The sequence below is a fragment of the Amycolatopsis sp. VS8301801F10 genome (assembly GCF_046195355.1).
GTDB lineage: Bacteria > Actinomycetota > Actinomycetes > Mycobacteriales > Pseudonocardiaceae > Amycolatopsis.
The window spans coordinates 4,905,807-4,924,220 of sequence record NZ_CP176065.1 but is presented as its reverse complement, the minus strand read 5'-3'; the positions used below and the strand labels follow the sequence as shown (position 1 = coordinate 4,924,220).

General features: G+C 71.0%; 17 protein-coding genes. 7 read left to right on the top strand and 10 right to left on the bottom strand.

The features are described 5' to 3' along the window. Nucleotides 1-12: 12 nt before the first annotated feature. From benC to benA, 3 genes are read right to left on the bottom strand one after another with little or no spacing between them, the layout of a single operon-like run. The gene (benC, locus tag F9C11_RS23405) at nt 13-2,496 is read right to left on the bottom strand and encodes a benzoate 1,2-dioxygenase electron transfer component BenC (protein ID WP_409179495.1); all 2,484 of its coding nucleotides are present in this window, start codon (nt 2,494-2,496) and stop codon (nt 13-15) included. Between the two features lie 12 nt (nt 2,497-2,508). Continuing rightward, nucleotides 2,509-3,018 (bottom strand): benzoate 1,2-dioxygenase small subunit, encoded by a 510-nt coding sequence (benB, locus tag F9C11_RS23400; protein ID WP_409179494.1) that lies wholly within the window; start codon nt 3,016-3,018, stop codon nt 2,509-2,511. Next, nucleotides 3,015-4,385, bottom strand: a complete 1,371-nt coding sequence (benA, locus tag F9C11_RS23395; RefSeq protein WP_409179493.1) for a benzoate 1,2-dioxygenase large subunit — start codon at nt 4,383-4,385, stop codon at nt 3,015-3,017. Before benA ends, benB begins: the two co-directional genes overlap by 4 nt. 229 nt (nt 4,386-4,614) lie before the next feature. On the opposite strand from benA, the gene F9C11_RS23390 reads away from it, so the two are divergent. Genes F9C11_RS23390 through catC form a run of 4 tightly spaced genes read left to right on the top strand, consistent with a single transcriptional unit; the run spans nt 4,615 to nt 7,794 of the window. Further along, complete coding sequence (locus tag F9C11_RS23390; RefSeq protein WP_409179492.1) at nt 4,615-5,523, top strand: LysR substrate-binding domain-containing protein; 909 nt, start codon at nt 4,615-4,617, stop codon at nt 5,521-5,523. Further along, nucleotides 5,520-6,623, top strand: coding sequence for a mandelate racemase/muconate lactonizing enzyme family protein (locus F9C11_RS23385; protein WP_409179491.1), 1,104 nt, complete (start codon nt 5,520-5,522; stop codon nt 6,621-6,623). The genes F9C11_RS23390 and F9C11_RS23385 overlap by 4 nt, the downstream gene beginning before the upstream one ends. A gap of 31 nt (nt 6,624-6,654) precedes the next feature. Further along, nucleotides 6,655-7,500: a catechol 1,2-dioxygenase gene (gene catA, locus F9C11_RS23380; RefSeq protein WP_409179490.1), complete on the top strand. Its 846-nt coding sequence runs from the start codon at nt 6,655-6,657 to the stop codon at nt 7,498-7,500. Nucleotides 7,501-7,515: 15 nt separating this feature from the next. Next, on the top strand, nt 7,516-7,794 hold the full coding sequence (gene catC, locus F9C11_RS23375) for a muconolactone Delta-isomerase (protein ID WP_406634616.1): 279 nt from the start codon (nt 7,516-7,518) through the stop codon (nt 7,792-7,794). 269 nt (nt 7,795-8,063) lie between these two features. Here catC and F9C11_RS23370 read toward each other — a convergent pair whose 3' ends face one another. The 6 genes from F9C11_RS23370 to F9C11_RS23345 form a co-directional block, all read right to left on the bottom strand. Next, on the bottom strand, nt 8,064-8,858 hold the full coding sequence (locus tag F9C11_RS23370) for a crotonase/enoyl-CoA hydratase family protein (protein ID WP_409179489.1): 795 nt from the start codon (nt 8,856-8,858) through the stop codon (nt 8,064-8,066). 159 nt (nt 8,859-9,017) lie between these two features. Next, nucleotides 9,018-9,446: a MarR family winged helix-turn-helix transcriptional regulator gene (locus F9C11_RS23365; protein WP_409179488.1), complete on the bottom strand. Its 429-nt coding sequence runs from the start codon at nt 9,444-9,446 to the stop codon at nt 9,018-9,020. 33 nt (nt 9,447-9,479) lie between these two features. Then, entirely contained in the window at nt 9,480-10,673 is a 1,194-nt protein-coding gene (locus tag F9C11_RS23360) for a CaiB/BaiF CoA transferase family protein (protein WP_409179487.1), read from the bottom strand. Nucleotides 10,674-10,711: 38 nt separating this feature from the next. Continuing rightward, nucleotides 10,712-11,479 (bottom strand): NPP1 family protein, encoded by a 768-nt coding sequence (locus tag F9C11_RS23355; protein ID WP_409179486.1) that lies wholly within the window; start codon nt 11,477-11,479, stop codon nt 10,712-10,714. 64 nt (nt 11,480-11,543) lie between these two features. Next, a complete protein-coding gene (locus F9C11_RS23350; protein ID WP_409179485.1) occupies nt 11,544-13,376 on the bottom strand; it encodes an FUSC family protein in 1,833 nt (610 codons plus the stop codon). Between the two features lie 124 nt (nt 13,377-13,500). Beyond that, nucleotides 13,501-14,685, bottom strand: a complete 1,185-nt coding sequence (locus F9C11_RS23345) for an FAD-dependent monooxygenase (RefSeq protein ID WP_409179484.1) — start codon at nt 14,683-14,685, stop codon at nt 13,501-13,503. Nucleotides 14,686-14,819: 134 nt separating this feature from the next. Here F9C11_RS23345 and F9C11_RS23340 point away from each other — a divergent pair, with 134 nt between their 5' ends. Further along, entirely contained in the window at nt 14,820-15,287 is a 468-nt protein-coding gene (locus F9C11_RS23340) for a MarR family winged helix-turn-helix transcriptional regulator (RefSeq protein WP_409179483.1), read from the top strand. A 6-nt stretch (nt 15,288-15,293) separates the two neighbouring features. Here F9C11_RS23340 and F9C11_RS23335 read toward each other — a convergent pair whose 3' ends face one another. Next, entirely contained in the window at nt 15,294-16,214 is a 921-nt protein-coding gene (locus F9C11_RS23335) for a hypothetical protein (RefSeq protein WP_409179482.1), read from the bottom strand. A gap of 96 nt (nt 16,215-16,310) precedes the next feature. Here F9C11_RS23335 and F9C11_RS23330 point away from each other — a divergent pair, with 96 nt between their 5' ends. Next, a complete protein-coding gene (locus F9C11_RS23330; RefSeq protein ID WP_409179481.1) occupies nt 16,311-17,363 on the top strand; it encodes a peptidase dimerization domain-containing protein in 1,053 nt (350 codons plus the stop codon). Nucleotides 17,364-17,373: 10 nt separating this feature from the next. After that, complete coding sequence (locus F9C11_RS23325; RefSeq protein ID WP_409179480.1) at nt 17,374-18,201, top strand: alpha/beta fold hydrolase; 828 nt, start codon at nt 17,374-17,376, stop codon at nt 18,199-18,201. The last annotated feature ends 213 nt before the right edge of the window (nt 18,202-18,414 follow it).

Genomic DNA, 18,414 nt, shown 5'->3' with positions numbered 1-18,414 from the left:
CGGATGCCGCCGTCAGCCGGGATCGCCCCCGGCGACGGGCAGGACGGTGCCGGTGACATACGAGGCCTCGTCCGAGGCCAGGAACGCGATCGCCGCGGCCTGCTCGTCCAGAGTGCCGTACCGCTTCAGCAATGACGACCCGACAGTCTGGTCGATGTGCGCCTGGAACCACTCCCGTTCCTGGTCAGTGGCCGGATCGGGGCCGCCGCGCGGGATGCGCCGCGGCGGGGCCTCGGTGCCGCCCGGCGCCGTCGCGACCACGCGGACGCCCGCGTCCGCGTACTCGAAGGCCAGCGACGCGGTCAGCGCGTTGACCCCGCCTTTCGCCGCCGAGTACGGGATCCGGTGGATGCCGCGGGTGGCCGCCGACGAGACGTTCACGATCACCCCGCCGCCGCGCTGCGCCATCGACGGCAGCGCGGCCCGGCAGGAGAACAGCGCGGTCAGCAGGGACCGGCGGAGTTCGGCCTCGATTTCGTCCGGGGCGAATTCGGTGAACGGCTTGAACCGCAGCGCGCCGCCGACATTGTTGACCAGCACGTCGATCCGGCCGAACCGGGCCAGCGCGGCCTCCGCGACCGCCTGCGCGTCCTCCCAGGTCTCCAGGTCGGCGACCACCGCCGCGGCCTCGGGCAGCTCGTCAGCCAGGCCGCTGACCAGGCCCGACCGGTCGGCGAGCACCAGCGCGCCGCCCTCCGCGGCGATCCGCCGGGCGGTCGCCTCGCCGATGCCCTGCGCGGCCCCGGTGACCACCACGACCTTGCCCGCGAACCGTCCCGGCGACAGGAATTTCGGCCGCGCCGCCGCGCCGCCCATCGCGCGGCGGGTAGTGAGCTTCGACCGTTCCGCGTGCTCGGCCACCAGCCTGCGCGCGGCCGCGCGGTCGCCGGACTCGAACGCGGCGACCAGGTCCAGGTGGTCCTGCGTGCAGCGCGGATGGCACCAGGTCGCGTTGCGCAGCGTCTCGGCCATGTGGCCTTTCATGCCGAGCGCCTGATATGCCTGCAGGAGGTGTTCGTTGCCGGTCAGGGTGAACAGGTAGTCGTGGAACGCCGCGTTGGTTTCGGTGTAGGCAGCGGCGTCGAGGAACCGGTCACCGTCCACATAGGGCACGGTCGACTCGGCCAGCAGCCGGTATCCGGCGAGCTGGCCCGAGGTCAACCGGCCGATGGTCAGTTCGAGCGCACCCAGTTCGAGGGCTTGCCGGGCCTCGAAAACGGCGTCCGATTCGTGGACCGACGGGTGTTCCTCGCCGATTTCGTACCCGCCCGGCGCTTCGCCGGCCGCGGGCAGCATTTCCTGGCCCGCGATCGTGCGCGCGACCCGGGCTTCTTCCGCGGCGGACACCACCGCTCCGGACCGCACCGGGTTCAGCTCGACCGCCGGGAACAGCTCCTGCCCGGCGAGCGCCCGGCCCGCGCCGAATTCCGGCTCCGGTTCCGGAACTGCCATGGCAACCGGCTCGGCTGGGATCTCTGGCGCCCGAACTGGCGCCGCCAGCGCGAATTTCTCGTAGTAGAACCCGGTCGGCTCGAATCCGGCCGAGGCGAAGTGTCCCCGCACCGCCTCCACCATCGGCGGGGGCCCGCACAGGTACACCGCGACGTCGCCGCCGTGCAGGTGCTCGTCCCGGATCAAGGCGGTCACGTAGCCCTTGTTCGGCGCGGCACTCGTCGGGTCGGAAACGCAGTAATCCCAGGTCAGCCCGGGGACCTCGGCGGCGAGCTTCTCCAGCGTCCCCGTCTCGACCAGGTCGTCGTCGGTGCTCACGCCGTATATCAGATGCGCCGGTCTGGTCGGACCAGAATCGCGCATAGCGCGCACAATGGACAGGATCGGCGCGAGGCCGGTGCCCCCGGCCAGCAGCAGCACCGGCCGGTCCGTCTCGCGCAGGAAGAAGCTCCCGTGCGGCCCGGTGAAGGTCAGTGCGTCGCCGGGTTTCGCCCGTCCGGTCAGGTAATCCGACATGACGCCGCCCGGCGTGAGCTTCACCAGGAAAGTCAGCCGCTCGTCCTCGGGCGCGTTGCTGAACGAATACGACCGGGTCGCCTCGGTCCCCGGCACGGCGATGTTCACGTATTGCCCGGGCAGGAAAGCCAGCCGGCCGCGTTCGCGGATCTCCACCGTCAGCGACATCGTCGTCGGCGAAAGCCGGTCCAGCGCGACAAGAGTGCCGTGATGTTCCGCGGCCTGCGTTTTCGCGACCGCCGACGTGCTCGCGATCTGCAACACCAGATCGGACTTCGGCTTCATGCTGCACGGCAGCACATAACCGCGCTCCGCCTCGTCCGCGCTCAACGCGTCTTCGAGATAAGACCCGCCGTCGTACTCCCCCGATTCGCAGAACGCCTTGCAGGTTCCGCACGCGCCGTCGCGGCAATCGAGCGGAATGTTGATGCGCTGCCGGTAGGACGCGTCCGCGACCGTCTGCTCCGGCGCGCAGGTGACAAAGCGAGTGACACCGTCCTCAAAGGACAGAGCGATCCGGTGGTTCATGACCGCCTCCGCTCAGAAATGGTAAACGTCGACGACGTGGTGGATATAGTCGTTCTTGAGCACCACCGTTTTCCGCCGGATCAACGGCGAAGGACCGGAGAAATCGATGGTGTAGAACGAAGTCCCGTAATACGGATCGACCGTGTGGTACCGGAAGTACATCGTGTGCCAGTTGAACCGCACGTCCACCAGATCGCCGTGCCGCTCGATCAGTTCGACGTTGGCGATGTTGTGACTGGTCCGCGGTTCCGGAATGGACGTCGCGCTCGACCGTTCGGTGCGGATCCGGAACACCCGGTCCTCGAGCCCGCCCTTGTTCGGGTAATAAATCAGCGAAATGTCGCGCTGCGGGTCCTCGGTGAGCAGATCGTCGTCTCCCCAGGAAGGCATCCAGTACACGACGTCGTCGGCGTAGCACTCCAGCCACTTCTCGAATTCGCGGTCGTCCAGATACCGGGCTTCGCGGTAGAGAAACTGCTCGACGTCGTGCTGGGTGATGGTTTTCCCGGCGGCGGCGGTCATCGGGCCTCTCCTCGAACAGCCTGCTCACGGGCGATCGCCGCGCGCATGACTTCCTGCCAATACCCGTGCTGCACCGGATAAAGACCCTCGTCCTCGTTCTTCTGCCCGGCCGAAACGACCCCGTGCAGCCCGAGCGACGACGCGACCTCGTCCGGTCCGGTGAGCCAATGCCGCGCCCCGCGGCTCATGTCGTTCCACGGTGCGGCCGTCGCGCGGAAAGTGAGCTGACAGGACCGGAATTCCTCCAGATCGTCCGGCGTGGCCATGCCCGAGGCGTTGAAGAAATCCTCGTACTGCCGGATCCGCCACGCCCGCGCTCGCGCGCTCTCGCCCTTCGGCGCGATGCAGTAGATGGTGACCTCGGTCTTGTCCGGCGCGATCGGCCGGAAGTGCCGGATCTGCGTCGAGAACTGGTCCATCAGGTACACGTTGGGGTATACGCACAGGTTCCGGGACCCGCGCACCATGAACTCGCCCTTGGCGTCGCCGTATTTCTCCTTCAGCTCCGCCATCCGCGGCCACAGCGGCCGGTCCTGCGGATTGCCCGCCCAGGTCCACAGGCACAGGTGCCCGTGCGGGAACGACCAGTAGCCGCCGCCGGACTTGCCCCACGAACCGGCGTCGAGGGTCTTCGTGTCGTTCGCCGATTCGCCGGTGTTGCGCCGGGCCGTGGTGGCCGCGTAATTCCAGTGCGTCGCGGTGACGTGGTAGCCGTCCGCGCCGTTCTCCGCCTGGACCTTCCAGTTGCCGTCGTAGGTATACGTGGAGGCCCCGCGCAGTACTTCAAGTCCGTCCGGCGACTGGTCCACGAGCATGTCGATCACCTTGGCGGCGTCGCCCAGGTGCTCGGTCAGCGGAAGGACGTCCGGATTGAGGCTGCCGAACAGGAACCCGCGGTAGGACTCGAACCGGGCGACCTTCGTCAGGTCGTGCGACCCGCCGGTGTCGAACGATTCCGGGTAGCCCGCGCCGTCCGGGTCCTTGACCTTGAGCAGCTTGCCGTCGTTGCGGAAGGTCCAGCCGTGGAACGGGCAGGTCAGTGTGGGCCGGTTGTCCCGTTTCCGGCGGCAGATCATCGCGCCGCGGTGCGCGCACGCGTTGATCAGGCAGTGCAGCTCGCCGGCCTTGTCGCGAGTGACGACGACCGGCTGGCGGCCGATCGTGGTGGTGAAGTAGTCCCCGGGGTCGGGCAGCTGGCTCTCGTGCGCGAGGTAGATCCAGTTGCCCTCGAAGATGTGCTTCATCTCGAGTTCGAAGATCTCCTCGTCGGTGAAGATCCGGCGGTTCGCGCGGTAGACGCCCGCCTCCGGGTCCTCCACCACCGCGTCCGCGACGAGCGAAGCGGCGTGGTCCAGCGTCTCGGCCATGACTCCTCCAACGGGCCTCTGATCTGCACTGATCGGCTCCCCAGCAGGGCGTTTCCCGCACTGTGCCAGCCCGTGGCCCCGGCCACACCAGGGCAAGCCCCAGTCCTGACCCAGAGTGCGATTATTCGATGCGGTTTATCAATCGCACGCAAACCGCTCCTTGTCTTCACTCAATGCCGGAACCTACGGTGAGCGAGACCACGCGCGGAGCCGGTGAGGAGGCAGCCCGATGGAACTGCGCCACCTGCGGTACTTCGCCGCCGTTGCCGAGACCTGCCACTTCGGCCGCGCCGCCGAACGCCTGCACCTCGCCCAGCCCGCGCTGTCGCACGCGATCCGGCAGCTGGAGGACGAACTGGGCGTCGCCCTGCTCAGCCGCACGACCCGGCAGGTGCAGGTCACCCCGGCCGGCCAATTCTTCCTGGCCGAGGCCCAGCGGATCCTGGACGCCGTCGAGGCGGGCGCGCGCGGAGCCCGGCGCATCGCCGACGGACGGCGCGGCCTCGCCCGGATCGGCTTCACCGGCACCGCCGCGCTGTCGCACCTGCCGCAGGTCGCCCGCGCGCTGCAGCACAGGCTGCCCGAGGTCGAACTCGAAGTGCACGCCGACCTGCTCACCGGCGAGCAGTGCGCCCAGCTGCGCGACGGCACGCTCGACATCGGCGTGCTGCGTCCGCCGGTCACCGGCGGCGACCTCGACCTGCACGTCATCGAGACCGAACCGCTCGTGCTCGCCGTCCCGGCCGACCACCGGCTCGCGGTCGAACCGGTCGTGGCGATGAGCGATCTGCGCGCCGAAGCGTTCGTCACCTATCCGGCCAGCCACTCCGTCGTCAACGAAGCGGTGCTGCGCAGCTGCCGCGACGCCGGTTTCACCCCGCACCGCGAGCACGAAGCGGCCGGCACCGCGGTGCTGCTCGCGCTCGTCGCCGGAGGTCTCGGCGTCGGCGTCGTCCCCGCGTCCGCGCGGGCGCTGCCGCTGGCCGGGGTCGTGTTCCGCGACCTCGCCGGAGCGGCCACCGTCCAGCTCGCGCTCGCCTGGCACCGCGACCGGGCCTCGGCACTGGTCCCGGCCGTGCTCGACGCGCTCGGCGAGCTGTTCCCCGTCGAACTGCCCGTGTCAGGGAGGACACGATGAAGATCACCCGGGTGGAGGCGATCCCGTTCGCCATCCCCTACCGCAAACCGCTGCGCTTCGCGTCCGGCGAGGTGCACACGGCCGAGCACGTGCTGGTCCGAGTGCACACCGACGACGGTGTGGTCGGCGTGGCCGAAGCGCCGCCGCGGCCGTTCACCTACGGCGAGACCCAGGCCGGGATCGTGGCCGTGCTGGAGACCGTTTTCGCGCCGCAGGTCGTGGGGCTGAGCCTGCTCGAACGCGAGACGGTGCACGCCCGGCTTTCCCGCACGGTCGGGAATCCGGCCGCGAAGTCCGCTTTGGACATGGCGATCTGGGACGCGCTCGGGCAAAGCCTCGACGTCTCGGTCACCGAACTGCTCGGCGGCTACACCGACCGCATGAAGGTGTCGCACATGCTCGGCTTCGACGAGCCGGCCGCGATGGTCGCCGAGGCGGAGCGGATCCGCGACAGCTACGGGATCACGACGTTCAAGGTGAAAGTCGGCCGCCGTCCGGTCTCCCTGGACACCGCGGTGGTTCGCGCGCTGCGGGAGCGGTTCGGCGCCGAGGTCGACCTGTACGTGGACGGCAACCGGGGCTGGACGGCCGCGGAATCCGCCCGCGCGATGCGGGAAATGGCCGACCTCGACCTGCTGTTCGCCGAGGAGCTGTGCCCCGCCGACGACGTGCTCGGCCGCCGCTGGCTCGTGTCCCGTTTGGACGTTCCGTTCATCGCCGACGAATCCGCGGTGACCCCGGCCGACGTGACCCGCGAGATCCTCGGCGGCTCGGCCACCGCGATCAGCATCAAAACCGCCCGCACCGGTTTCACGCGTTCGCAGCGCACGCACCATCTCGCCGAAGGCCTCGGGCTGGAAGTGGTGATGGGCAACCAGATCGACGGCCAGATCGGTTCACTGTGCACTGTCGCGTTCGGAGCGTCGTACGAGCTGACGGCCCGCCGCCCCGGCGAACTGTCCAATTTCCTCGACATGACCGACGACCTGCTCGCCGAACCGCTGCGCATCGCGGACGGCGAACTGGCCATCCGCCCCGGCGCCGGCCTCGGCGCCGAACTCGACCCCGGCAAGCTCCGGCACTACCGGCAGGACCGCTGAGCCGGAAACCCCGATGGATCAAGGAGGATTCATGACCGCCACGCATTCCCCCACCGCCGCCGCGTCCGGAGCCAACGCCACCGAACGGTTCAAGAGCGACAAGCTCGCCGGCGTCGCGGGCACCCCGAAGGAACGGGTCAGCCTGCTCGCCCGCGAGGTGCTGGAGGCCGTGCACGCGACGATCCGCAAGCACAAGGTGACCTACGACGAGTACAACGCGCTGAAATCGTGGCTGATCAGCGTCGGCGAGGACGGCGAATGGCCGCTGTTCCTCGACGTCTGGGTCGAGCACGTCGTCGAAGAGGTCGCCACCGAGCACCGCAAGGGCAACAAGGGCACCATCGAAGGCCCCTACTACGTGCCGGACGCCCCCGAGCGGGGCGCGCGCGGCAAGATCCCGACGCGGGAGAACGAGCCGGGCACCCCGCTGGTCTGGACCGGCCAGGTCACCTCGACCACCGGCGAGGCGCTGGGCGGCGCGAAGGTCGAACTGTGGCACGCGGACGCGGACGGCCTGTATTCGCAGTTCGCGCCGGGCATCCCGGAGTGGAACCTGCGCGGCACCTTCACCACCGACGACGAAGGCCGCTTCGAAATCCACACCGTGCGGCCCGCGCCGTACCAGATCCCGACCGACGGCGCCTGCGGCAAACTGATCGCGGCGGCGGGCTGGCACGCCTGGCGTCCGGCGCACCTGCACGTCAAGGTGTCCGCGCCAGGCCACGAACTGCTCACCGCGCAGCTGTACTTCCCCGGCGACGAGCACAACGACGACGACATCGCGTCCGCGGTGAAGCCGGAACTGCTGCTCGACCCCCGGCCCGCGGACAACGGCGAAACCGTCGAATACAGCTTCGTCCTCGACCCGGCCCTCTGATTCGTTAGGAGCCTCATGCTTTACCACGTGCGGATGGACGTCCGCCTGCCCGCGGACCTGGACCCGGCGGTCCGCGACGCCCTCATCGCGCGCGAGAAGGAGTACAGCCAGCAGCTGCAGCGCAGCGGGAAATGGCCGCACATCTGGCGGATCGCGGGCGAGTACGCGAACTACTCGGTGCTGGACGTCGCCGACCACGACGAGCTGCACCAGATCCTGTCGAACCTGCCGCTGTTCCCGTACATGGACATCCAGGTGACCGCCCTCGCCCGGCATCCGTCCAAAGTGGACTAACTCGCCCGGTCCCGGGCTTCTCGTCCGTGAGGGGAACCCGGAGAGGGTGTTGTGGAACCCGGTGATCGCCGATCATCGGGTCGGGTGTGCGTGTGTTCGGGCAAGCCGTCGTATCACTCGGCGAAAACCAGCGAGGGCGGCGAACACATCGAACCCCGCGGCCCCATCGAAACCGAAGCCGCACGCCGCCTAACAGAAGACACCCACGACTCACCACCACACCCTCTCAGGGATTCCGTCAAGGTTCCCCTCACGGACGTCCAGACCGCTTACCTGGCCTGCCAAACCGGCGCGCGCTTCTCGACGAACGCCTGCGTCCCCTCGCGCACGTCCTCGCTCGTCATCACTGCGACGGCGTTCTCCCGATTGTTGTCCCAAAAGACGTCCTCGGCCGGGATCGCACCGTCCACAATGCCCAGTGCGACGCGTTTGCTCGCCTGCACCGCCAACGGCGCGTTCGCGGCGATCTTCTCCGCCAGCGCCAGCGCCTCGGTCAGCACGTCGGCGTCCGCGACCACGTGGTTGACCAGGCCCAGCGTCGCCGCGCGGGCGGCGTCCAGCGGTTCGCCGGTGAACATCATCTCCATCGCGATCTTCCGCGGGATCTGCCGGGGCAGCCGGAACGCCCCGCCCGCCGCGGCGAACAGGCCGCGTTTGACCTCCGGGAGCCCGAAGGCCGCCGATTCGGCCGCCACCACCAAGTCGCTGGCCAGCGCGAGTTCCGTGCCGCCGCCGAGGGCGAATCCGTTCACCGCGGCGATCGTCGGCTTCGAGACCGGGTGCCGCACGTACCCGGCGAAGCCCCATTCCTCGTGGCCCGGCGCGGCGAGCGATTCGCCCCGCGCCACGGCTTTCAGGTCGGCGCCGGCGCAGAACGCCCGCTCCCCCGCGCCGGTCAGCACCACGACCCGCGTTTCCGGGTCCCGCTCGGCCCGTTCCAGCGCGGTGCCGACGAGTTCGCTCAGCTCGGCGTTGACCGAGTTCATCGCGTGCGGCCGGTTGAGCGTGATGACCAGAATGTGTCCGCGCTGGTCGACAAGCGCGGCCGGGGCGTCTGCGGGCATGGCCGTCCTCCTCCGCCGGCGCGAGGGCCGGCGCCTTCTCGTGGTCGGGTCCGGGCCGGAGGGCACCGCACCGGCCACCACCCCACCGTGCCGGTTCCCGCGGCGGCCGTCCACTCGAGCCGGAAGGTCCGCCTCGGCTCAAGCGTCCACAGTGGACCGCTAGGACTCGACGAACCTGCTCAGCAGCCGCCCGAACTCGGCCACGTCGCGGCGCGGCCAGTCCCGCAGCCGGTCTTCGAGCCGTTTCCGTTGCGCCGCACGGGTGATCGCCAGCGCGCGATGCCCGGCTTCGGTCAGCTCGAGCCGCTGCCGGCGCGAATGCCGCGGGTCCGGGCCGCGCACCAGCAGCCCGGCGTTCTCCAGTTCCGCGAGCTGCCTGCTCACCGTCGAGGGGTCGAGCCCGTACTCCTGGGCGAGATCCGCCGCGTGCGCGCAGTCCGCGAGGTCGATCGAGGACAGCATCGTGTACTGCACGAACCCGAGCCCCTCGTACAGTTCGTTCGAGCGCACCCGGGACCCGCGGGAAAACAGGATCATCGCGCGGTGGATAGCGTCCAGGGCGTCGCCGTCGCGGTCTTCTCCCGGCATGTCCCCGCATGCTAGAGATGCACCATACAACTGTCAACGCGGCTCGGCGGCGATTCCCCGGCGCAGCAGGTCGTCCGCGTCGGCCCCGGCTTCCTCGAGCAGCGCGCGGGTGTGCGCGCCGAACGCCGGGACGTCGCCCATCCGCGCCTCGACGTCGGCGAACGTCACCGGCGGCAGGAGCGCGTCGACGACGGCGTGCTCGGTGCCGATCTTCCGCCAGCGGTCGCGGGCGCGCAGCTGCGGATCGGCGACGACGTCGGCGACCTGTTTCACTTGCGCCGCCGGGATTCCCGCGTTCGCGAGCCGTTCGTCCAATTCCACTGTGGACCATCGGACGGTCTCGGCGGCGACCGCCGCGTCGCATTCCGCCCGGTGCTGCACGCGCAGGACGTTCGTGGCGAATCGGGGGTCGGCGGCCAGGTGCGGGGCTTCGAGGACCGAGGTGACCAGGGTCCGCCATCCGCTGTCGTTCTGGACGCCGATCAGCATCTGGCCGTCTTTCGTCGGGTACGCGTCGTAGGGGGCGATCGACGCGTGGCTCAGGCCCATCCGCGCGGGCTGGCGGCCGGAGTACATCTGGCTGTACATCGCGTAGCCCATCCATTCGACGGTCGCCTCCAGCATCGACACCTCGACCGTCGCGCCCTGGCCGGTCCGCCAGCGGCGCAGCAGGGCGGCCAGCACGGCTTGCGCGCAGTACATCCCGGAGGCGATGTCGGCGGCCGGGATGCCGGTCTTGACCGGGGTGTCCGGGGTGCCGGTGATGCCGATCAGCCCGGCTTCGGCCTGGACCAGCATGTCGTAGGCCTTGCGCTGTTCCCTGGGGCCGCCGGTCCCGTAGCCGGAGAGGTCCACCGCGACCAGTTCCGGGCGGTCCGCCCGCAGCTCGGCCGCGCCGAACCCCAGGCGGGCGGCCGCTCCGGGGGCCAGGTTCTGCACGAAGACGTCGGCGCGGGCGACGAGCCGGCGGACGACGTCGCGGCCTTCCCCGGTCTTGAGGTCCACGGCCAGGGATTCCTTGCCCCGGTTGAGCCAGACGAAGTGGGCGCCGGTGCCGTGGACCACGTGGTCGTATTCGCGGGCGAAGTCCCCGCCGTCCGCCCGTTCCACCTTGACGACGCGGGCGCCCAGGTCGGCCAGGGTGCGGGTGGCCAGCGGGGCGGCGACCGCCTGTTCGATCGAGACGACGGTGATTCCGTCCAGCGGAAGCGCGGAGTCCGGGTGCATGCCGCTTACTATTACCCGGTTTTCGCTCGCGTGGAAGGTCAGCCGCGCGGGTCGAAGGGGATCCCGGACGGCTTCGCCTTCTCCAGCAGGTCCTGGTACCTGCCGTCGCTGATCTTGATCGTGGCGGCGCCGAAATCCGCGTTCATCAGGCGGTCGCGCAGAGCTGCCGACGGCCACCCGTCCCAGCCGACCAAAGGTGGGTACCGCCAATCGTGGTAGTGGTTTTCCGGCGGTTCGTCGTGGGCGTCGGCCAGCCGGAAGAAGTGCGTGCCGAGGCCGTCCTTGTGGTAGACGACCTTCGGGTGGGAACCGTCGAAGTTCACCTTCGACCGCGGGTACGTGACCTGCGACGAGTGCTGCGTGGTCGTGACGTATTCGACCTGGTTCGCCGACTGGTCGATCCACGAGATCACGTGCTCCCAGTCGTGCCGGTGTCCGCCGAGGCCGCTGCCGTCGACGGCCTGGTCCTTCTCGAAGTAGCTCGCGTAGACGACCGCGCACCAGCCGTGGTTGCAGGTCGAGCGCGAGTAGGTCTGGGAGTTGTCCAGGTCGGACTTGTCGTGGCAGTTGCCGTTGACCGCGCCGGTGGTCTTGAGGCCCGGCGCGAGCGTGCCGTCCGGGCCGATCGCCGGGGTGGCGTAGCAACCGTCGCCGTCGTAGTCGTAGGCGGGCGAGAAGGACTGCTCGTATCCGTTGGCGTTCTGCGGCAAGTTGTGCGGTGGATCGGCGTACGCCGCGGTCACCGGGAACAGCAACGCCATGCATCCGGCGACCGTCGCGGCGCGGGCGAGCGGGAGTTTCCTCATCTCCGGATGGTGCCATCGCGAACGCGGAAGGTGAAGGGACGCAAGGGAAGCATCCGATGCCCTTTCAGCCCGCGAGCACCTCCGCACCCCGATGCACGCGCAGCAGGTCCGCCCGGACGAGGTCGGCCAGCAGCCGTTCCTCCTCGTCGGCCTCGACCGGACGCGCGGGCAGCTCCCGGCTTCCGGCCAGTGCAGCGGCCGCGGCTTCCGCGAAGGACGCCATCTCGGGAGACTGCCCGTCCCGCTGCAGCAACGCGCCCGCCGACGCCGCGAGACCGCGCAAGCCCTGTCCGGCTTCTTCCAACGCTTCCCGTTGCTCCGCCGAAGGCTCCCGGCTGCCGGGCTCGGGGCTCAGCAGGTCCTGATGCGTCCGGGCCGCGGCGCGGAACCGCAAGCCGACCTCACGCCGGCCGCCTCCGCCGCGCAATCGCTCCGCCACCGCCGCGAGCAGCTCGCCAGTCTCCTCGACCGCGTCGGAAAACCGTTGCGCCACCGAAGGTTTCGGCACGCCCGGCACCGCGGCGAAGCCGAACAGAAGCCCGATCACCACGGCGAGCGCCACCAGCAGCAGGTACTCCATGAGCACCGAAACCGCGTCCAGATGCCGCGTCGTCGCGTTCATCCCGACGCTCATCAGCACCATGCAGCCGTTGAACACCATCGGCTGCACCTGCATGAACGGGAACCCGACGAGCAGCGCGACAATCCCCAGCGGCAGCAACGCGCCCGGCGGCAACAGCCACAGCGCGACCGCGAGCACCACGGCCCCGGCCACCGCACCGGCGGCGCGCTGCCACGCCTTCGCCAGCGTGTCCCGCCACTCCGGCTGCATGAGCGCGAACGTGGTCATCAGGAACGACACCGTGAGCGGGTCGCCCGGGCGGAACGCCGCGATCACCGCCGCGACCAGCATTCCCAGCGCACACCGCACCGCGTGCCGCAACTGCGCGGAGCGCCACGAGAACAGGCCGGTCGCCTCGCGCCGCAAGGCCTCGCGCACGAGATGCCGCGGGAAGTCCACAATGGACTCGTCGCGACGCAGGGCGGCCTCCCGGATCGCGGACAGCCCGGCCCAGGCTTCGTCGAGCAGCGCCGAGGTGTCGCCGGGCAGCGCGACGTCCGGGTCGCTCCGCTCGATCTCCGGCGGGTCCGAAACGGTCTTGGCCCGCACGGCTTCCGCCAGCGCCGCGACCTGTTCGTCCGCGGCGTCGAGCACGCGGGTCACCGCCGCCGCCTGCTCCTCGTCGAACGCGCGCAGCCGGTCCCGCAGCAACGCGGCCGTGCCGTGGTAGCGCGCGCCTCCGGCGAGCACCCGCGCCTGCCACGCGCGCGGCCGGTCGGTCACCCACAACCGCACCGCCCGTTCCGCGCTCGCCCGATCCGGCCCGGCGAGCGCGTCGGCCAGCGCGGTGCGGGTCGGCTTGCCCGGATCGCCCAGCCCCATCAGCAGCCGCAGCACGAACACGACCGCGACGGCCAGCGCCGGCGCGCAGACGATCTGCGCCGGGCTGGCCGTGCCGCTCAGCTGGAAGCCGTAGCCGAACACCGAAGCCATCCCGAGCCCGAGCCCGACCGTCACGTACCGCGGCCCGAGCGCGGGCACCAGCGCGGCCGCGAACACCACCAGCACGAGCAGCGCGATCGACGCGACCGGCGACACCTCGCCCAGCAGCCGCGGCCCGGCCCCGCCGAGCACGACCGCCGGGGCGAACGCGGCGAGCAGCCACAGGTCCGGCCGCAACGGCCCTCCGGTGGCGGCGATGAAGCAGAACAACGCGGTCAGCCCGGCCAGGATCGCCGTCGCGCCGAGCCCGAGCGCCACCCCGAGCCCGGCCGTGCCGCCGACGACCACCAGAATCGCCGCGAGCATCCCGCCGCCGCGCGCAATCGCGTTCATCCCGCCCCGTTCCGTCACCGCGCAATGCCGCCGGGTAGCCTCGCACGCCGCATTGCCGCACTGTGCAGCGGGGAAAGCTCGTGAGTGCTGGTCCCGGTTCTAACCGGGACCAGCACGCACGACGTCAGACGGCCGCGCGCTCCGGCGGCAGCGTCAGCAGCGTGTACACCTCGCCGCGCGCCTGTCCTTCCAGCCCGTCCACCGACCGCAACGCCGCGTTCCGCGCTTCCAGCTCCGCTTGCGTCCGCGGCGCCATGACCGACGCGCCGTCCGTGGCCAGCGCCTGGTTGCGCTCCACGAACTCGCGCGACCGGGCCTCGTACGCCGCGAACGCCTCGTCGTGCGGAGCGGCGGCCAGCTCGTAGGCCAGCAGGTACGCGCCGACCATCGCGAGGCTCGAGCCCTGCCCGGACAGGAACGACGTGGCGTGCGCGGCGTCCCCGGCCAGCGCCACCCGGCCCCTCGACCACACCGGCAGGCGGATCTGGCTGACCACGTCGAAGAACAGATCGTCCGCCGAGCGCATCGCCTCGACCATCCGCGGCACCAGCCAGCCGTCGCCCTCGAAGCAGCTGGCGACCAGATCGCGCTGCGCCCGCGGGTCAGCGAAGGCGTGGAACGGCGGATCCTCGCGGCTGAACTGCAGGAACGCGTGCATGTCCCCGTCGCCGTCCCCGGTGGCGTAGAGCGCCGCGCTGTGGCCCGGGACGGCCCACACGACCCCCTCGTGCGACAACCCGAGGTCGTTGGGCATGGTGAACCCGGCGAAGCAGCAGCCGAGGTAGCGGTGGAACTGCTCCTCGGGCCCGAAGATCAGCGAACGGGTCTTCGAATGCAGCCCGTCCGCGCCGACGACCAGGTCGAACGTCTGCCGCCGGCCGCTGGCGAACCGCACGTCCACCGCGGCCCCGCGGTCGTCCAGCTCCGCGATCGACTCCGAGAAGCGGAACTCGACGTCGTCGCGGACCGCGTCGTACAGCAGGCTGGTGAGGTCGCCGCGGGCCAGTTCGATGTCGTGCCCCGTCAGGTCCCCGGTCACCGCCGCCGGTTCGAGCCCCTTGAGGAGGCTGCCGTCCACGTCGAGGAACGAAATCCGGCGGGTGGCGACGTGCCGCGCCCGCGCCTTCTCCTCCAGCCCCATCCGCCGCAGCACCTCGACGGCCGGGCCGCGCATGTCGATCGGATACCCGCCGCCGCGCACCGCCGGCGCCTTCTCCACCACGGTGACCGCGAAGCCGTACCGGTTCAGCCAGTACGCCAGCGCCGGGCCCGCGATGCTCGCCCCCGAGATCAGCACACTCCCGTTCATGGTTCTCCCCTTCCCCCCGGCAAGCGATAGATGCCTACCTTAGGTATCATTTTCGAGACCGGCCGGAACCGCCTCCCGCGATCCCGGCGACCCAACTGTATACCTAAGTTAGGTATCTAATCAAGGAGCCCGCGATGTCCGCCGTCCCTTCGCTGTTCCGGGACCTGCTCCCCCGGCTGAACGAGCTGAGCGGGACGCTGCGCCGGGGAAAGCTGTTCGAGCGCGCGGTCGAGGCCACCGGGCTGCCGCTGGAACGGCCGGCGGTGAGCGTGCTCGGCATCCTGCGCCTGGAGGGCGAACCGCTGCGGGTCGGCGAGATCGCGAGCCGGATGAACGTCGTCGGACCGCACGCGACGCGGCAGGTGCAGGCGCTGGAAAGCCGCGGCCTGGTCCGGCGCGTGGCCGATCCGGACGACCAGCGGGCCCGGCTGATCGAGCTGACGCCGGAGGGAGAGGCCGCCGCCGACCGCTACGTCGGCGTGATCGAGGGCTGGTTCTCCGCCGCCCTCAGCGACTGGACGGCAGAAGACCGCCAGCTCCTCGACCGGCTGATGAAGCGGCTCGTCGAGGACCTGACGGCCCGGCTGTCCGACTGGGACTGAACGCCGTCACCGCGACAGCCGCAGGAACTCCCGCTGTTCGCGGTCGTAGCGCTGGGTCAGTCCGTTCCCGTAGCGGTCCCACCAGTTCTGCGTGTGCCCGTTCTGGCGGGTGGTCGTGTCGCCGTAGACCTCCCGGTCGTATTCGATCCGGGCGTCGCGGAACTGCTGCTGGAACTCCTCCGGCGAAAGCCCGCGCAGATGCTCCACCGCGGCCGGGTCGAGGGTGCGCGCGCTCTGCACGATGTCCGCGCCGCCCATGTGGTTCAGGATCGCCCGGACGCCGCCCGCGCCGCGCATGTGCGCGCCGGACATGATCGCGGCCTGCGTGCCCGGGTCGGTGAATTCCAGGGCGCCGGCGCGGCGCGCGTTCGCGGTCATCAGCTGCGCGACCACCGCGCGTTCCTCGGCGCTGCCGACGCCGTACTGCTCGCGAGCGGCCATGATCTGGTCGTAGCCGTTGTGCATGCTCTCGCGGAAGCCGTACGCCTCGCGCACTCCGCCCTGTTCGCCGCTCGCGCCCTCGGACCGCATGATCGAGTCGACGACCCGGTCGTCCAGCTGGTGCGGTGCGGCACCCCCAGCAGCCGCACCGCCGCCGCCGGCCCCAGCTCCCCCGCCGCCCGTGCCGCCGCCGTAGCCCTGGGCCACCGCGGTGTCGGCCTCGGCGTAGTTGTGCGCCGCGTGCGCCACCTTGCCGTTGACCTGCTCGATCAGCTTCACGAAATCGCCGAGCGACGACACGAGCTTCGACTGCAGCAAGGCGTTCGCGGCGGCCACCCCGCTGCCGATGCCGGCGAACGACAGGGCGTCGATCACGAGCGTCTCGAGGTCGCGCACGGCCGAGAACGCCGCGGCGCCGAGGCCTTCCACGTTCTTCACGATCGCCGACACCTCGGCCGGCAGCACCCGGTAGGTTCCCGCTGTCATGGCAGTGACCCTCGCGCACCGGCCGGGCCGCGCCAACGGCCGAATTACCCACTTCCGCCGGGGATCGAATCGCTGCCCGGCGGGTACCTGAGCGGCATGGAGCCCGACGAGGACCGGCACGACCGGACCGACCACGAGATCGAACTGCTCGCCGAGCGGCTCTGGGCCTGGTCCCGCGACCCGGACGGCGAGCCGGGCCTCGGCCAGCTCGCCGACGCCGGGTTCGCCGTCTCCGGCCGCACCGCGCGCTACGGTTCCGGGCGGCCGTGCGTCGCCCTGCTGCTGCCGTCCGACCGGCTGCGGGAATTCGGGCACAACCTCGTCGCCGCGGCCATCGTCGGGGCCGCGCTCGCGACGGTCCGGACGCTGGAATCCGGTTCGCTCGTGGTCACCGACCGCCCCGCCGACGGCATCGACGCGGTGCTGACCTTCCAGCCCGGCGTCCACACCTGGGCCGCCGCGCCGCTCGCCGCCCGGACCGAGCTGCGGGTCACCGTGCACGGGAATTCCGGACCGGCCCCCGAGGACAGCACGGACGCGGTCGCCGGGCTGGTGCAGGTCTTCACCGCGATCGCCGCGCTGCGAGCGCGGCTGCCCGCCGGGTCGGAGGTGCGGGGAATCGTGACGCACGGCGGGGAATCCACCGACGCGGTGCCCGATTTCGCCGAAGCCCGCTTCGGCTTGCGCGCACCCGACGCGGAAACGCTCGGCCGGGTCGTCACCGAGGTGACCACGGCCGCCGAGGGCGCCGCGATGGCGACCGGGACCAAGGCGAACGTCGAACGGTTCGGGCCGATTCACGCGCGGTTCCAGGACAATCCGGTGCTGTCCGGGCATTTCGCCCGGCATCTCGCGGCGTGCGGGATCCACGCGTCCCCGGCGGGAGCCGCGGCGATTCCCGGCCGGGCGGAGGTGGGCGATCTGAGCGTGCGGATGCCGGCCATCCATCCGTCCGTCGCGCTCCACGATCCGGTGCGCGCGGTCGGCAGCCGGGCGTTCGCCGAGGCGACCGGCTCGCCGCGCGCCCGGACGGTGCTGCTCGCGACGGCGTCGGCGCTGGCCCGGACCGCGTCGGACCTGCTCGCGCATCCGGCTCTGGTGCGCCAGGCCTGGGACAATTTCGCCGACCGAGCGCGGCGGGGCGGCTAAAGTCCTCGGCATGGGGACGACGACCGCGGACGTGCCGCTGCCGGACGGCCGGAATCTTCGGGTCCACGACAGCGGGGGCGGCGGTTTTCCCGTGGTGTGGCACCACGGGACCCCGCAGTCCGGCCGCTTGCTGTCCCCGGTCGTGGAAGCCGCTGCCGCGCGGGGCTTCCGGGTCGTTTCCTATGCCCGGCCGGGATACGGCGAGTCCGCTCCGGACACCGGGCGGACGGTCGGGTCGGCCGCCGAGGACGTCCGGCAGCTGGCGGACGCCCTGGACCTGCCGCGGTTCGCGGTGGCGGGCGCGTCCGGCGGCGGACCGCACGCGCTGGCCTGCGCCGCGAGGCTGCCGGATCGGGTGCCGGCCGCGGTGTCGCTCGGCGGAATGGCGCCGTTCTCCGAGGAGTACGACTGGTACGACGGGATGGCCGACGACAGCTGGCTGCGGGCCGCGCGCGAGGGCCGGGAAACCCGGCTGCGGCACGGGAAAACGCAGGAATTCGACCCGGCGAGCTTCACCGACGCGGACTGGACGGCACTGCGCGGCGCCTGGGCGCCGCTGGGCCAGGACGCCGGCGCCGCGGCGGACGTGGCCGCGGAAGCCGACGACGACCTCGCGTATGCCGCACCGTGGGGATTCCCGGTCTCCGACGTGCGGGTCCCGGTGCTGCTGGTGCACGGCGGCGAGGACCGGATCGTCCCGGCCAGCCACGGCGAATGGCTCCTGCGGAACCTCCCGGACGCCGAACTGTGGCTGCGTCCGCGCGACGGGCACATCTCGGTGCTGAACGCGCTCCCGACCGCGCTCGACTGGCTGCGCAACCTCCTCGACCGTCCGTGAGGGGCGCTCCCGCGGCGACGCGTAGTGGTGCCGCCGGATCGTCAGCCGTGCCGCTTTGAGCCCTCCACCATGCGGCGGCCGGACCTGGCTATGACTTCGGCCGGAATCTGCGATATCGGCCAGCCGATCGGGCCTCTGCCGCCGGCAGCGCGTGCCGGGTTTCCGCGAATCAGGATCAGCGAAGCACTTCCGGCCGTTTGCCGCCGCGGCCTT